Below are 14,807 nucleotides of genomic sequence, written 5' to 3'. Positions count from 1 at the left end.
CGGCCGGCCACCGCGGAATCGTGTTGTGGCCGGCCGCCGCCGCCCGTAGGGTCCGCTGACATGACCGAGGACCGCACGCCCGCCCCACCGCTGTTCCTGCTCCCCGGCGACCCGCTGCGCCCGCGGCGTACCGACCCGCACTTCGCGGCCGAGGCCGCGGCGGCGGGGGCGGCCGGCGCGGCGAGGGCGGTCCTCGACCATGAGGCGCTGCTGGCCGGTGACGCGGAGGCAGCGGTCTCGCGGGTCCCCCGCGCCGACGGGCCGGTCTGGTACCGCGGCTGGATGCTGCCCGCCGAGCACTACACCGCGCTGGCCGCGGCCCTTGCCGCCCGCGGCCGCCGGCTGCTGACCTCCCCCGCCGCCTACCGCACCGCCCATGAACTCCCCGGCTGGTACGCGGCGTTCCGCGCGCTCACCCCGGACAGCGTCTGGCTCCCCTGCGCCCCCGGCCGCGCCCCGCAGGACGCGGAACTGGCCCGGCTCGCCGCGCCGTTCGGCGACCGCCCGCTCGTGGTCAAGGACTGGGTCAAGTCCCGTAAGCACGAGTGGGCGGAGGCCGCCTACGTCCCGAACGCGGCCGACACCGCCCGCCTGACCTCGGTCGTGGCGCGCTTCATCGCGCTCCAGGAGGAGTTCTTGACCGGCGGTGTGGTGCTGCGCGCCTTCGAGGACTTCGTCCCGGCGGCCGGCGAGGCGCGGGTGTGGTGGGTGGACGGTGAGCCGGTGCTGACCGGCCCGCATCCCGACACCCCCGGGCTGTGCCCCGCTCCCGATCTCGCTCATGTGGCGCCTGTGGTACGGGAGTTGGGGCCGCGGTTCCTCACGACGGATCTGGCGCTGCGCGCCGACGGGGTCTGGCGGGTGGTGGAGGTGGGCGACGGCCAGGTCAGCGGCCTGCCCGCGGAAACGGACCACCGGCCGCTGTTCGAGGCGCTGGTCACCGTGGGCACCGGCTGAGCGGCGGCGCTCACGAGCGGCCGGGCTCCGTCGTCCGGATACCCCTTTATGCCGCGGTGCCGGACGGTGCCGCCCCTCGCCCCGCTCAGCAGCCGCAGTCCTCCGCATCGAGGGGCGCGGTCAGCGGGTCGGCCGGGCGCCGTTCCGTGCCCTGCCAGGTCTCCACCTCGTACCCCTCGCGGATCCAGTACTCGATGCCGCCGAGCATCTCCTTGACGCGGTAGCCGAGCCGGGCCAGGGCGAGTGCGGCGCGGGTGGCGCCGTCGCAGCCGGGGCCCCAGCAGTGGACGACGACGGGGACGGCGGGGTCCAGCAGCTCCCCCGCGTCCTGGGGGATGCGGGCGGTGGGCAGGTGGACGGCACCGGGCACATGCCCCTGGTCCCAGGCCGCGGTGCTGCGGGAGTCGACGACGACGAAGTCGGTGGCACCGGCCGCGAGGGCGCCGTGCACATCGGCGACATCGGTGTGGAAGGCGAGGCGCGCGGCGAAGTAGGCGGCTGCGTCGGCGGGCGCGGCGGGCGGGGTGGCGAGGACGGGGCTGGTGGCAGGAGCGGAAGCGGGTCCCGGCGTCCGGATCGCCGCAGTCCTCCCGTTCGTCGCACTCGTCCGGTCCGTCACGGTCGTCTCGGTCTCTTCTGTGATCATGGCCGATAATCTACGGTCCACCCGTCGGGCCGAGAAGCGATGATCACCGGCAAAACCCTTGATCCGCCGGGGATTCCCCTGCTAGACAGCGGAGATGACCGGCTATTCCCCCGACGCCACCGACTGGCGCATCCTCGACGTCCTGCAGCGCAACGGCCGCGCGGGCTACGCCGAGCTGGCGCGCGCCGTGAACATGTCCGCGAGCGCCGTCACCGAGCGCGTGCGCCGCCTGGAGGAGGCCGGGGTGATCTCGGGCTATGCGGCGGTGATCGACCCGGAGCGGATCGGCCTGCCGGTGCTCGCCTTCGTCCGGCTGCGCTATCCGAACGGCAACTACAAACCGTTCCACGATCTGCTGGAGAGCACGCCGGAGATCCTGGAGGCCCATCACGTCACGGGCGACGACTGCTTCGTCATCAAGGTCGCCGCGCGGTCGATGCGGCATCTGGAGGAGGTCTCGGGCCGGATAGGGGCGCTCGGCGCCGTGACGACCAGCGTCGTCTACTCCTCGCCGCTCCCCCGCCGCCCCGTCGGCCACTGACCGGCCCGGCGGCGGGGACCGTGCAGGCCCCGCCGCACCGCACCGGCCCGTGCGGCTCAGCCCTGCACCCGGTGCCGCACCGTCGAGCCCGACCGGTCCTTGACGACCTCCAGCTGGGCGGGGATACGCGCGCGGAGGTCGGCGACGTGACTGACGATGCCGACGCTGCGGTTGCGTTCCCGGAGCCCGTCCAGGACGTCCAGGACCTCGTCCAGGGTCTGCTCGTCCAGGCTGCCGAATCCCTCGTCGATGAAGAGGGTGTCCAGCCGGGTGCCGCCCGCCTCGTCGGTGACGACATCGGCGAGGCCGAGGGCGAGGGCGAGCGAGGCGAAGAAGGTCTCCCCGCCGGAGAGGCTGGAGGTGTCCCGCTCCTGGCCGGTCCAGGCGTCGATGACGTGCAGGCCCAGGCCGGAGCGCCGGGTGCCGCCGGCCCGTTCGTCGGAGTGGACGAGGGTGTAGCGGCCCGAGGACATTCTGTGCAGCCGCTCGCCGGCCGCGGCGGCGACCTGTTCGAGCCGGGCGGCAAGGACGTACGACTCCAGGCGCATCCGCCGTTCGTTCTCGCTGGAGGTGCCCGAGGCCAGCCCGGCCAGGCGCGCGATGCGGTCGTGGGCGGCGCGCATCGGGGCCAGTTCGCGGGCGTCGGCGGCCGCGCGGGCGGAGAGCCGGTCGAGTTCGCCGCAGCGGTCGCGGGCCGCCGCCTGGGCCGCGGCGGCGCTCCGCAGCCGGTGCCCGGCGGCCTCGTGTGCGGTGCGCGCGGCGTCCGGATCGGCGGGCGGCAGCGCCGCCGCGGCGACGACCTCGGGGTTCGCCAGCTCCGCCGCCACGGCGGCCGATTCGGCCCCCCACTCGTCGAGGCGCTGTTGCAGCGCCCGCCATTCGCCGTCCCCTACGAGTGCCTCGGCGGCGGCCTGCGGGCTGTCGAATCCGGCGCGGCCGGCGGCGTCGGACAGCCCGGCGGCGGCGTCCTCGTACCGCTCGGCGCAGGCGCTCGCCGTACGGGATGCCTCGGCCGCGGCGGCCAGCTGCCGTACCTGCCGCTCCAGCCGCCCGGCGCGCTCGGCCACCCCGGCGCAGTCGCCGCGCGCGCGGCTCACCTCCTCCTCCAGCGCGGCCCGCTCGCGGTCCAGCGCTTCGCGGTGGGAGGTACGGGCGGCGACCCGGCGCTCGGCCTGCTGGCGCTCGGCACGGCGGCGCTCGTACTCGCGCTCCGCCCGGTCGAACGCCTCGCGTGCGGCATGCAGATCCGCGCCGGTCGCGTGGTCGCGGGCGTGGTCCTTGCGCAACTCCTCTACCTGCATGGCGAGTTCGGCCGTTGACACGTCCCCTGCCGTGGCGGCCGCACCGGCCAGCGCCTCCTTGCGCGACTGACAGGCGGCCTCCGCGTCCCGGCGGCTCTCCTCGGCCCGGCGGTGCCCGGCCAGCGCGGCCTCCTCGGTCGCCCGGTCGACATGTCCGGCGCCCGGACGGGCCGGTTCGGGATGGTCGGTGGCGCCGCACACCGCGCAGGCCTCGCCGTCCCGCAGCCCCTCGGCCAGCTCGGCGGCGATACCGCGCAGCCGCCGGTCCTTGAGGTCGAGCCAGCTCTCGTGGGCCGCCGCGGCGCGCTCCCGGGCGCGCAGCAACTCCCCTTCGGCGGACCGCACTTCGTCGCTGAGGGCGTCGCGCCGACGGGCCGCTTCGAGGCGTTCGACGGCGGGCCGGAGCGTCGTGGCGAGCTGTTCGGCGCGGGTGGCGGCCTCCTGCGCCGTCGCGATGCGCCGCTGGTGGGCCTCGCGGGCGGCTTCCCAGCCGGCCAGCCATTCGGCGGCATCCAGCAGCGTCTGCTCGTCGGCGCGCGCCTCGCGGTCCAGTCCGGCGCGCTCCAGGCCGATGTCGGCGGCCCGCCGCTCGGCCCGTTGCGCCGCCGCCAGCGAACCCAGATCGGCCCTCAGCCGGCGTTCCAGCGCGACGAGTCGCTCGCCTTCGGCCTCCGCGAGTTCCGGCGACAGTACGGCCCTGGCCCGCCGTTCGGCGTCCTGCGCGGCCGCCAGCTCACGCCGGGCGGCGTCGCGCAGCGCGAGGGCCGGGGCGACCGCGGCGGCCGCACGGGCCCGCTCCAGCCTGCGCCGGGCCCGCTCCCGCTCCTCGGCGCGGGCCTCCAGATGGGCGGCCCGCCGGCGGGCGTCGTCGTACCGCCGCTGGAGCCGGTCCCGCTCGTGCGCCTCCTCCAGCCGCCCGGCGGCGGACCGTTCCGCCTCCTCGGCGGCGCGCACCGTGGCCTGGGCGACCTCCAGCCGCTCGCGGGCGCCGACCCGGGCGATGGCGGCCCTGGCCAGTACGGCGTCGGCGAATCCGGGAGCACCGGGACCGGCGACGGGCCGCTCGGCGCTCCGGCTCTGCTTCGGGACGGCGGCCGCCGGCCGGCCCCCCGTACGGCGCGGCGCGTCGGCGACCTCGCGCTCCGGGACCGGCCCCGCCGCCTCGTCGAGTTCGTCGCTCTCCCCGGCCGCCTGTGCCATCCGGTGCGCCAGCGCCAGCAGCCGTTCGTCGCCCGTCGCGACCCGGTCGGCGGCGGCCTTGCGCCGCGCGTTGAGCTGGTCCTCCAGGGCGGCGAACCTGCGGGTGTCGAAGAGCCGGCCGAGCAGCCGGGCGCGGGCCTCCGCATCGGCCCGCAGAAAGCGCGCGAAATCGCCCTGCGGCAACAGCACCACCTGGCAGAACTGCTCCTTGCTCATTCCGAGCAGCTGGCCGATCTCCTCGCCGATCTCCTGGTGCGAGCGGCTCAGCGCCTTCCACTCCCCCGCGGCCGCGTCGAACTCCCGCAGCCTGCTCTGCGCCTTCTCCCGGGTGGTCCCGCTGCCCCGCTTCTTGGGGCGCGGCTGCTCGGGCAGCCGGGTGATCTCCAACCTCCGTTCGGCCACGGTCAGTTCGAGGACCACCTCGGTCAGCGTCAGCGGCTCCGCCAGATCGCTGCGCAGCGCCTGGCCGCTCCCCCGCACCCCGGGCACCGACCCGTACAGCGCGAAGCACACGGCATCCAGGACGGAGGTCTTGCCCGCCCCCGTGGGGCCGTGCAGCAGGAAGAGCCCGTCGCGCGAGAGCCGGTCGAAGTCGATGACCTGATTGCCGCCGAACGGCCCGAACGCCGTGAGGGACAGCCGGTGCAGCCTCATCGCGCCACCTCGTGCAGGGTGTCGTCCAGACGTACGTCATCGATGGCCGACCGCAGTTCGGCCCGTTCGTCCGCGTCGGCCGCGCGTCCGGCCCGTACGTGTTCCACAAAGTCCTCGGCGATCTCCTGGTCGCTGCGCCCGCGCAGCCGCTGGGCGTAGGAGGCGAGCGTGCGGGCGGGGCCCTCGTCGGGGTCGAAGACGAGGCTGACGATGCCCGGGAAACGCGCGGCGAGCCGGGCCATCGGCTCGTGCGGCCGGGAGCTGTCGGTGAGCGTCGCCTCCACCCACGCCGCTTCGTGCACCGCCAGCGCCGGGTCGTCGAGCAGCCGGTCCAGCGGCCCCCGGATACGGGCCAGCGGCCGCGGCACCGGGCAGTCCACCCGTTCGGCGGTCACCGCGCCCGCCGCATCGAGGTCGATGATCCACATCGATTTGCGGTGGGTGGTCTCGGAGAAGGAATAGGCGAGCGGCGAGCCGGAGTAGCGGACCCGTTCGGTCAGCGTCTGGCAGCCGTGCAGATGCCCCAGCGCGGCGTAGTCGACGCCGTCGAAGACCGCCGCGGGCACGGAGGCCACCCCGCCGACGGTGATGTCGCGCTCGCTGTCGCTCACGGCGCCGCCGGTGACGAAGGCGTGCGCGAGCACCACGGAGCGGGTGCCCGCGGGCCGTTCCGCCAGGTCGGCGCGGACCCGCTCCATCGCCGCGCCCAGCACCTCGGCGTGATCGGCACGCCGGGCGCCGAGTGTCTGCCGCACCATCGCCGGTTCCAGATACGGCAGTCCGTAGAGCGCCACCGGGCCGTGTGCGTCCTCCAGCAGCACCGGGGTGCCGCAGGTGGCCGGGTCGGTACGGAGATGGATGCCGGCCTGCCGCATCAGGCCGGAGCCGACGCCGAGCCGGCGGGCGGAGTCGTGGTTGCCGGAGATCATGACCGTCGGGACGCCGAGGCCGGCGAGGCGGTGCAGTGCCTCGTCGAAGAGTTCCACGGCCGCGAGCGGCGGCACCGCGCGGTCGTAGACATCGCCCGCGACGAGCACCGCCTCGATCCCCCGGGCGCGGACCGTCTCGACGAGGTGATCGAGGAACGCGCGCTGGGCCGTGAGCAGGCTCACTCGGTGAAACGACCGTCCCAGATGCCAGTCGGAGGTGTGCAGGACTCTCACGTAACCGCCCCGGGACGCATTTCTTCTCTTCTCCTCACAGATCCCCGTCAACCGGCGCCGGAGGCCGCGCAGTGCCCCGGACGCCGGCGACCACGCTAGCCTCCGGCAGCCCGTGGTCCCTCACCCGCCTCATCCTTTCACCCACGTCAGGGCTCTGGTGGCGGTCCGGGAGATCCGGGAGTTCATCGGCCCGAAATGCGGTCCGATGCCCCGCTCATCCATGCTCATCCGTCCGCGCGGAATAACGGAACGTGACCGGGGTAGATGGCCGCTGCGACCGGGACAGACGTTGCGCGGCAGGTCAACGCCCGCGACCGGGCGCCGGCCCTGCAGTGATCGTGAGAAGGGATTGACGCTTCGTGAACAGCATCGCGGCGAACCTGATGAGCAGCACCGCGGGCCTTCGACCGAACCCGTCGCCGCCGGCGCACGCGGTGACGCTGGAGCGCTGCCCGCAGGCCGCGGCCACCGCACGGGACGTCGCCATGCGGTTTCTGGCGGGTCTGCGGCCCCCGGTGCACGAGGCGGCCGCCGACACGGTGGTCCTCGTCGTCTCCGAGCTCGTCACCAACTCCGTACGGCATGCGCAGGGCGACTCGTGCTCCTTGCGGCTGGCCGTCTGCGGGGACGCCGTGGTGGTGTCCGTGAGCGACTCCAGTCCCGTCCCGCCCGTGGGGCGCTGTCCCGACGTCGATGGGGACGGCGGCGGTTTCGGCTGGCCCATGGTCCGCCGGCTGGCGGTCGCCACCTCCGTGTGTGTCACGCCGCGGGGCAAGACCGTGCATGCGCTCATGCCCTGCCGCGCGCTGCGAAGCCGCGAGCCCGGGGGCGGTGCGCCCGCCCACTGATGACCGGCCGGGGGCTCACCCGGGGGCTCACCGGATCGTCGGAGGCTCATCGGGGCCTCGTTCCGCCCTTGCGAGCTGCACCGCCGCGGGCCCGCCGGAAGCGGGTCCGGCCGCCGGTCCGCGCACCGCTGGCGGCCTGCGCGATATTGCGGGCCATACCGCCGAAGACCACGGAGTGGAACGGCGAAATGCACCACCAGTAGGCGTGCCCGAGCAGTCCGTGCGGATGGAACAGCGCCCGTTGCCGGTAGCGGGCGCCGCCCGACGCACCGTGCTCCACCCGCATCTCCAGCCAGGCCAGTCCCGGCAGCCGCATCTCGGCGCGCAGCCGCAGCAGCCGGCCGGGGTCGATCTCCTCGACGCGCCAGAAGTCCAGCGAGTCCCCCACCCGCAGCCGTTCCGCGTCGCGCCGGCCGCGGCGCAGCCCGACGCCGCCCACCATCCGGTCGAGCCGGCCGCGCACGGCCCAGGCGAGCGGGAAGGAGTACCAGCCGTTGTCGCCGCCGATGGCTTCGACGACCCGCCACAGCGCGTCCGGGGAGGCGTCGACGGAGAGCTCGCGGCGATCGGTGTAGAGGCTGCCGCCGGCCCAGTCGGGGTCGGTGGGCAGCGGATCGCTCGGCGCTCCCGGCACGGCCGCGGAGGACCAGCGGGTGGTCACCTTGGCCTCGCGTACCCGTTGCAGGGCCAGCGACAGCGCGTGGGGGAACGGAATGGGGCGGCCCGGCAGGTCGGGGACGTAGCGCGCGATGTCGTGTTCCTGGCAGACGACTTCGTACCGCAGCGATTCGGTCAGCGGCCGGGCGATGCCGTGCGGGACGGGCGTCACCAGGCCGACCCAGTAGCTGGACAGCCGCGGCGTGAGCACCGGCACCGGCATGATCAGGCGTCGCGGCAGGCCGGAGACCGCCGCGTAGTGCCGCATCATCTCCAGATACGTGAGGACGTCGGGGCCGCCGATGTCGAAGGTGCGGCTGACCTCGTCCGGCATCCGGGCGGAGCCGACGAGATAGCGCAGCACATCGCGGACGGCGACCGGCTGGATCCTGGTCCGCACCCAGCTGGGGGTGACCATGACCGGCAGCCGCTCGGTGAGGTAGCGCAGCATCTCGAACGACGCCGAACCGGAGCCGATGATGACCGCCGCGCGCAGTGCCGTGACCGGTACCCCCGAAGCGAGGAGGAGGCGTCCCACCTCCGCGCGCGAGCGCAGATGCGGGGACAGCTCCCGCTCCGGTACGCCCGCGGGGGTCAGGCCGCCCAGGTAGACGATGCGCCGCACGCCCGCCGCACGGGCCTGCTCGCCGAAGATCCGGGCCGCCCTGCGGTCGGTCTCCTCGAAACGGGAGCCGGTGCCGAGGGCGTGCACCAGGTAGTACGCGACGTCGATGCCCGCCATCGCCGTCCGTACCGATGCCGCGTCGGTGACATCGCCGCGCATCACCTCCGCGCGGCCGGCCCACGGGTGGTCCCGCAGTTTCTCCGGCGAGCGGGCCAGGCAGCGCACCTGGTACCCGGCGTCGAGCAGCTCCGGCACCAGCCGCCCGCCGATATAGCCGGTGGCCCCGGTCACCAGGCACCGGTCCCCGGATTCGCCGTCGTCCCTCGTCATGCCGCGCCTCCGCCGGAGTAGGCCGGGCTCAGGCAGACGCCCGTTCGGTGGTGCCGTCCGCCACCTCTCCGAACGGCCGCTTCACCCTCCCCGTGTCCCTCCCCCTCCCCTACTTCTACTTCCCCAGGGCGGCCGCTTCGCCCGTACCGGCGCGTACGGTGTGGCGCGGCGCCGGACGGCTCCCGGCCGGGGGACCGCGGCCGCGGGCAGCGGCTACACCGGCTCGGCGTCCGGATCCGCCCGCTGTGCGTCCGCCGCGCCCTCCGCACCCCGCACGCTGTCCGTCAGATACTCCTCGCTGATCCGCTTCGGGCCGAACGGCCATTCCTTCTCGTAGCGGGCCCACAGCACAAAGGCCACGACGCCCGCCGCGACCCACGCCAGCGACCACTCGATGGGGTGCCGGCCGGGCGCGTTCCGGTCCGCGTAGCCGTAGATCACCAGCCAGCCGGCCAGCGCGACGATGCTCGGCAGCGGGTAGAGCCACATCCGGTACGGGCGGCGCAGCGCCGGCTGCCGGCGGCGCAGCACGGTGACCGCGGCGACCTGGGCCAGCGCCTGCACGATCACCATGACGGTGGTCAGCAGCTGGATGATGGTGGCCAGGTCGGTGTGCCGGCCCAGGAGGAAGCCCGCGCCCATGATGAGCCCCATGGTCAGCAGTCCCAGTACGGGGAAGCGGTGGCGCGGGTGGAGTGTGCCGTACGGGCGGAAGAAGACCCGGTCGCGGGCGGCGTCGTAGGGGATCCGGGAGCCGCCGAGGAGTCCGGCGAGGACGGAGGCGACGGCGGTGACGAGGATGAGCACCGTGACGGCTTCGGCGGGGCCCTTGCCCCAGGCGCGCTCCAGGACGGCGGAGGCGACGGACGAGGATGCCGGATTGTCCGGGTCGAGCATGTCCTGCCAGCGGATGACGCCGAGGGTGCCGATCTGCAGGAGCAGATAGATCGTCATGATGCCGAGGATGGAGAAGAGGACGGCGCGCGGGATGGTGCGTCCGGGCTCTTTGATCTCGGCGCCCATGTAGGCGACGGTGTTGTAGCCGAGGTAGTCGTAGATGCCGATGGTCAGGCCCGCCGCGAAACCGATCCAGAAGTGGGACGACGTCAGCTCGAAGGCGTGCGCGGGATAGGTGAAGGCGCTTTCCGGGCTGAAGTGGGTGAAGGCGGCGGTGATGACGAGGACGACGGAGACGATCATCACCGTCCACAGCACGACGGTGAGCTTGGCGATGCTCTCCACCCGGCGCCACAGCAGCACGACGATGCCCACGGTGACGACGAGGCCGACGGCGTCGCCCTGACCCTGGCTCATGTCCGGCCAGAGGTAGCCCAGATACTGCACGAAGCCGATGACTCCGGTGGACATCCCGAGCGGGACGAAGAGCATGGCCGTCCACACGAACAGGAACGGCATCAGCTTTCCGGTGCGGTACTGGAAGGCCTGCCGCAGATAGACGTAGCTGCCGCCCGCGCCCGGCAGGGAGGCGCCCAGTTCGGCCCAGATCAGCCCGTCGGCGAGTGCCAGGACCGCGCCGGCGAGGAATCCGATGACGGCCTGCGGTCCGCCGAACGCCGCCACCATCAGGGGGATGGTCACGAAGGGGCCGATGCCGCACATCTGGCTCATGTTGAGGGCGGTGGCCTGGAACAGTCCGATACGGCGGACGAATCCCACGCGCTCGTCGAGGAGTTCAGGCATCGGGCGGCCCCTCTCGTGCCGACTGTGCTTGCCGGATCGCGGCGGCGCGCGCCGCGCCACAGGCTGACACGATCGGCGGCCGGGCGCACCGGTGCGGACACGAATTCCCGGTCCCTGCGTCACCGGGGCACCCCGCGCCTCACACCTCCCCGTACGCCTCGCCGCCGACCTCCAGCACCGCCGTCCCGGCCGTCGCATCGGCCAGCCAGGCGCGGAAGCCGTCCAGATCGGCTTCCGGCAGCCCGACCTCGATGCGTACATCGGCCCCGTACGTGACCTCGCGCACCGCACGCCCCGTCGTCCGCAGGTCGTTCTCGACCCGGCCGGCCCTCTGGTGGTCGACGCGGATGGTGACCAGCCGGAAGCGCTGCCGGGTGACCGTGCCCAGCGCGTCCAGCGCCTCGCCGACGACTCCGCCGTAGGCGCGGATCAGGCCGCCGGCGCCGAGCTTGATGCCGCCGAAGTACCGCGTGACCACGGCGACCACAAAGCGCATCTCGCGCCGCAGCAGCATCTGCAGCATCGGCACACCCGCGGTACCGCCCGGCTCCCCGTCGTCGCTCGCCTTCTGGACGCCGCCGTCGGCACCCAGGACATACGCCCAGCAGTTGTGCCGTGCCCCCGGGTGCTCCTTGCGGATACGCGCGATGAAGTCCTGGGCTTCGGCCTCGCCGGCCACAGGGGCGAGCGCGCAGAGGAAGCGGGACTTGTTGATCTCTATCTCATGGACGCCCTCGCGCGCGAGAGTCCGGTACTGCTCCTGCATCCGACCAGCCTATGCGGCCCCTGTGACACACGGACACCGGCCGGTCCCGGTGCCCCTCGGCGCGCTGCGGTGTCCGCCGTACGGGCGCAGGGCGCACGGCCAGGCGGCGTACCCACGGGCTCCCCACGGTGCGTCGGGGAGACGTCCGCGCCGCCCGTGGGCAGGGTGAGCCAGGGCGAACGCCTTGGTGTTTGCGGGGTCCGCCCGTGCACTCAGGAACGGAACGGCGGCGGAGGGCTTCATGGACGAGAGCACACAGTCGGCGATGACGGCGGGCGTTCCCGTGACGGGCGACGACATGCCCGAGCCGCCTCCGGAGGTCGTCGAGGCGGCACGCACCGCCCCCGATCACTGGCTGGCCATGGTCGATCTGACCTGGCAGGGCGAGGGGGCGCCACCGCTGTGGGCACTGATCGGGCAGTGGCGTTCCGGCCCGACCGGCGAGATCGAGGAGTGGCGGGACAACCCCGAGTACCGGCCGTCGCCGCAGGCGCTGGACTGGGCGGAGCCGGCCGACGCCGTCGACGGCGCGGTGCAGCTCGCCGCCACCGGCTACGGTCCCGCCGATGACGTCCATGCCACGCTGGCCCGCGCGGAGGTCTCGGTCCTGGTGACCGCCACCGGTACGCCGCTGGCCGCGGCCTCCCCGGACGGCACCCCGGTGATCCCCGTCTACACCTCCCCCGGCCACCTCGAATCGGTGGGCCGGCTGCTGTACGACCGGCGGCCGGTGGCCGAGCTCATCGAGCAGCTGCCGCCGGGGCATGCCCTGTATCTGAACCCGACCGGTCCGGTGAGCATGCTGGTGGAGACCGAGCCGCTGCGGGCGGCGATCGCGGCGGCCGGGACCGGGGCCGGGACCGGGGCCGGGCAGCAGACGGAAGAGACGCACGAGCCGGGCGCGGGTGCGCTGCGCCCGGGTACGGCGGCCGCCGGGATCGAGCCGGTGGCCGGTGGCGCGGCGATCGGCAAGCCCGCCCGTACCGCGAACGGCAGCCCGGTCGTCGGAGCCGGAGTGGTCGGCGGCGCCGGCTGACCCACCCAGGAACTCGCCCCGCCCGTCTTCCCCTTCGGGCGGGGCGTCTGCATGTCCGGCGTACGCCCCGGCCACCGTCGGCGGGCGGGGCCGGGAATCAGCGCGGCCGGCCGCTGGTTGTGCTCCTGCAGGACCATGAACCACTCAAGGAACCACAGGAGGCAGCCATGTACGGCGACCCGGCGACGATCCGCAGGATCCTGACCGGCCTCGGGGACACCTGGGCCATCGTCGGGCTGTCCTCGAACCAGCAGCGCGCCGCGTACGGCGTGGCCGATGTGCTGCGGCGCCACGGCAAGCGAATCGTCCCGGTGCACCCGAAGGCCGAGACCGTGCACGGGGAGGTGGGCTATCCGTCCCTCGACGCCGTTCCCTTCCCGGTCGATGTCGTCGACACCTTCGTGAACAGCGACCTCGCCGGGGCCGTCGCCGACGAAGCCGTCGCGATCGGCGCGAAGGCCGTCTGGTTCCAGCTGGGCGTCATCGACGAGGCCGCCTACGCCCGCACCCGCGCGGCCGGTCTCGCCATGGTCATGGACCGCTGTCCGGCCATTGAGATACCCCGTTTGGGCTGAGTTCCGGGTGCGTTAGCGTCCGCATATGATCACGCCCCGCGCCGCTCGCCCCGAAGACGCCGCCGAGCTCGTCCGGCTGCGCCGGATGATGTTCCTGGCCATGAACGGGCGTGATGAGCCCGGGAGTTGGGAGCGGGAGGCGGAGGCGGTGGCGCGTCGCCAGCTGACCGGGCCGGATGCGCCGCTGGTCGCGTTCGTGGTGGACGGCGAGGGGGCGGGGGCGCCGCATCTGGCGGCCTGCGCGGTCGGACGGGTGGAGGAGCGGCTGCCCGCGCCCGGACATCCGTCGGGGCGCTTCGGGTTCGTCTTCAGCGTCTGCACCGACCCCCGCTACCGCGGCCGCGGCCATGCGCGCGCCACCACGGAGGCGCTGCTGGACGGCCTCGCCGAGCGGGGCGTCACCCGCGTCGATCTGCATGCCACGGACGCGGCGGAGCCGCTGTACCGGAGCCTGGGCTTCACCGAGCACTCCACGCCGCTGTCGCTGGACCTGCGCTCCCGCGCGCGGCCCCGGCAGGCGGAGCGGACCGAATAGCGGCCGGGAGCCGCAGTTACCCGACGCCCAGCCCGTCCAGAACGGTGGCGCCGGGCAGTTCGGCCAGCGCCTTGCCCGGCACGATGAGCTTGCCGCGCCGGCTGCCGCTGCCGATCAGCGCGTACGGGATGTCCGCGACGGCGGCGTCGACCAGTACCGGCCAGCCGGCGGGCAGGCCGATCGGGGTGATGCCGCCGTACTCCATGCCGCTGTCGCCGACCGCGGTGTCCATCGGCGCGAACGACGCCTTGCGGGCGCCCAGTTGGCGGCGGACGGTGCCGTTGACGTCCACCCGGGTGTGCGAGAGGACCAGGCACGCGGCCAGGGTGACCTCGCCGCCGCGCTTGCCCGCCACCACGACGCAGTTCGCCGACTGCTCCAGCAGCCAGGCGCCGTGGTGCGCAACGAGCAGCTCGGTGTCCGCGATGGCCGGATCGGTGTCCACGTAGCGGAGTTCCTGCACCGGTACGGATCCGCTCCAGTTGCGGATCGCCGCGGCAACCGGCGCCGCCAGCACGTCCAGGCACTCGGCGGCGGGGCGGACATCGTCGAAGGCATCCATGGGCGCGCGCATGTCCGTCAAGCTAACAGGCACGGGCCATACAGGGCGGCCCGTCTCGGGGAGTGGATCAGCGCCCCAGCGGGATGATCACCGACATGGTCATCTCGACCGGATCCGACCCGTCGTTGCGGTATGCGTGCGCCACCTTGGCCTCGAAGGTCGCCGAGGCCCCGGCGGTCACCGTGTGCTCCGCGCCATCCACGACGAGCGTCAGCGTGCCGGACCGGACGTGCAGCAGCTCGACGGTGCCCGGGGGGTGCGGATCCGAGGCGCTGTGGTCGCCGGGCATCAGCCTCCAGTCCCACATCTCGAACGGGCCGGGCGCCTCGGCTCCCACCAGGAGCGTGGTGCGGCTGCCGGCGTCGGTGGACCACAGCCGCACGGCCTCGCCCGGCGGCACGATCCGTACCTGCGGACCCTGTTCGTAATCCAGGAGCGTCGTGATGCTGACGCCGAGCGCATCGGCGATCTTGACGGTGGTCCCCACGCTCGGGTTCGTACGGGCCTGCTCGATCTGAATGATCATGCCTCGGCTGACCCCGGCCCGCGCCGCCAGCGCGTCGAGGGTGTAGCCGCGTTCGGTGCGCCAGTGCTTGAGGTTGCGGGCGAGCGACTGGGTGAGCTGATCGAGATCCGTCACGGGTCCGTCCAGGTCGAGGTCCATCGGAGTGCAAAATATTCAATTCCGTAGTCCAATTCAATGAACTACC

The 14,807-nt window shown here is 73.8% G+C and carries 14 protein-coding genes; 6 read left to right on the top strand and 8 right to left on the bottom strand.

All coding sequences use genetic code 11. The features are described from left to right. The first annotated feature begins 60 nt into the window (after positions 1-60). The gene (locus AC5677_RS35090; RefSeq protein WP_497191923.1) at positions 61-957 is read left to right on the top strand and encodes an ATP-grasp domain-containing protein; all 897 of its coding nucleotides are present in this window, start codon (positions 61-63) and stop codon (positions 955-957) included. Between the two features lie 85 nt (positions 958-1,042). Here the strand turns inward: AC5677_RS35090 and AC5677_RS35085 are convergent, their stop codons facing one another. Then, positions 1,043-1,603 (bottom strand): rhodanese-like domain-containing protein, encoded by a 561-nt coding sequence (locus tag AC5677_RS35085; RefSeq protein ID WP_497191922.1) that lies wholly within the window; start codon positions 1,601-1,603, stop codon positions 1,043-1,045. A 94-nt stretch (positions 1,604-1,697) separates the two neighbouring features. Here AC5677_RS35085 and AC5677_RS35080 point away from each other — a divergent pair, with 94 nt between their 5' ends. Further along, on the top strand, positions 1,698-2,144 hold the full coding sequence (locus AC5677_RS35080; protein ID WP_497191921.1) for an Lrp/AsnC family transcriptional regulator: 447 nt from the start codon (positions 1,698-1,700) through the stop codon (positions 2,142-2,144). Positions 2,145-2,200: 56 nt separating this feature from the next. Here the strand turns inward: AC5677_RS35080 and AC5677_RS35075 are convergent, their stop codons facing one another. Further along, a complete protein-coding gene (locus AC5677_RS35075; RefSeq protein WP_497191920.1) occupies positions 2,201-5,299 on the bottom strand; it encodes an AAA family ATPase in 3,099 nt (1,032 codons plus the stop codon). Further along, the gene (locus AC5677_RS35070) at positions 5,296-6,462 is read right to left on the bottom strand and encodes an exonuclease SbcCD subunit D (protein ID WP_497191919.1); all 1,167 of its coding nucleotides are present in this window, start codon (positions 6,460-6,462) and stop codon (positions 5,296-5,298) included. Before AC5677_RS35070 ends, AC5677_RS35075 begins: the two co-directional genes overlap by 4 nt. A gap of 359 nt (positions 6,463-6,821) precedes the next feature. Here AC5677_RS35070 and AC5677_RS35065 point away from each other — a divergent pair, with 359 nt between their 5' ends. After that, positions 6,822-7,310, top strand: a complete 489-nt coding sequence (locus AC5677_RS35065) for an ATP-binding protein (protein ID WP_497191918.1) — start codon at positions 6,822-6,824, stop codon at positions 7,308-7,310. Between the two features lie 46 nt (positions 7,311-7,356). On the opposite strand, the gene AC5677_RS35060 is transcribed toward AC5677_RS35065, so the two are convergent. From AC5677_RS35060 to AC5677_RS35050, 3 genes are all read right to left on the bottom strand, one after another. Next, positions 7,357-8,922, bottom strand: coding sequence for an SDR family oxidoreductase (locus tag AC5677_RS35060; RefSeq protein WP_497191917.1), 1,566 nt, complete (start codon positions 8,920-8,922; stop codon positions 7,357-7,359). 213 nt (positions 8,923-9,135) lie between these two features. Beyond that, positions 9,136-10,623, bottom strand: a complete 1,488-nt coding sequence (locus AC5677_RS35055; RefSeq protein WP_497191916.1) for an APC family permease — start codon at positions 10,621-10,623, stop codon at positions 9,136-9,138. A gap of 139 nt (positions 10,624-10,762) precedes the next feature. Beyond that, complete coding sequence (locus AC5677_RS35050; RefSeq protein WP_497191915.1) at positions 10,763-11,389, bottom strand: YigZ family protein; 627 nt, start codon at positions 11,387-11,389, stop codon at positions 10,763-10,765. 241 nt (positions 11,390-11,630) lie between these two features. On the opposite strand from AC5677_RS35050, the gene AC5677_RS35045 reads away from it, so the two are divergent. The 3 genes from AC5677_RS35045 (at position 11,631) to AC5677_RS35035 (ending at position 13,535) form a co-directional block, all read left to right on the top strand. Beyond that, a complete protein-coding gene (locus AC5677_RS35045; RefSeq protein ID WP_497191914.1) occupies positions 11,631-12,425 on the top strand; it encodes a type VII secretion system-associated protein in 795 nt (264 codons plus the stop codon). Positions 12,426-12,592: 167 nt separating this feature from the next. After that, complete coding sequence (locus AC5677_RS35040; RefSeq protein ID WP_497191913.1) at positions 12,593-13,000, top strand: CoA-binding protein; 408 nt, start codon at positions 12,593-12,595, stop codon at positions 12,998-13,000. Positions 13,001-13,025: 25 nt separating this feature from the next. After that, a complete protein-coding gene (locus AC5677_RS35035) occupies positions 13,026-13,535 on the top strand; it encodes a GNAT family N-acetyltransferase (protein ID WP_497191912.1) in 510 nt (169 codons plus the stop codon). A gap of 16 nt (positions 13,536-13,551) precedes the next feature. On the opposite strand, the gene AC5677_RS35030 is transcribed toward AC5677_RS35035, so the two are convergent. Then, complete coding sequence (locus tag AC5677_RS35030; protein ID WP_497191911.1) at positions 13,552-14,109, bottom strand: YbaK/EbsC family protein; 558 nt, start codon at positions 14,107-14,109, stop codon at positions 13,552-13,554. Positions 14,110-14,164: 55 nt separating this feature from the next. Then, positions 14,165-14,737: a helix-turn-helix domain-containing protein gene (locus tag AC5677_RS35025; protein WP_497196870.1), complete on the bottom strand. Its 573-nt coding sequence runs from the start codon at positions 14,735-14,737 to the stop codon at positions 14,165-14,167. Between the last annotated feature and the right edge of the window lie 70 nt (positions 14,738-14,807).

It is taken from the genome of Streptomyces sp. JLSY215 (genome assembly GCF_059682825.1).
Note: the sequence above shows the minus strand (reverse complement) of the source record. Positions and strands in the feature narration are given on the sequence as shown.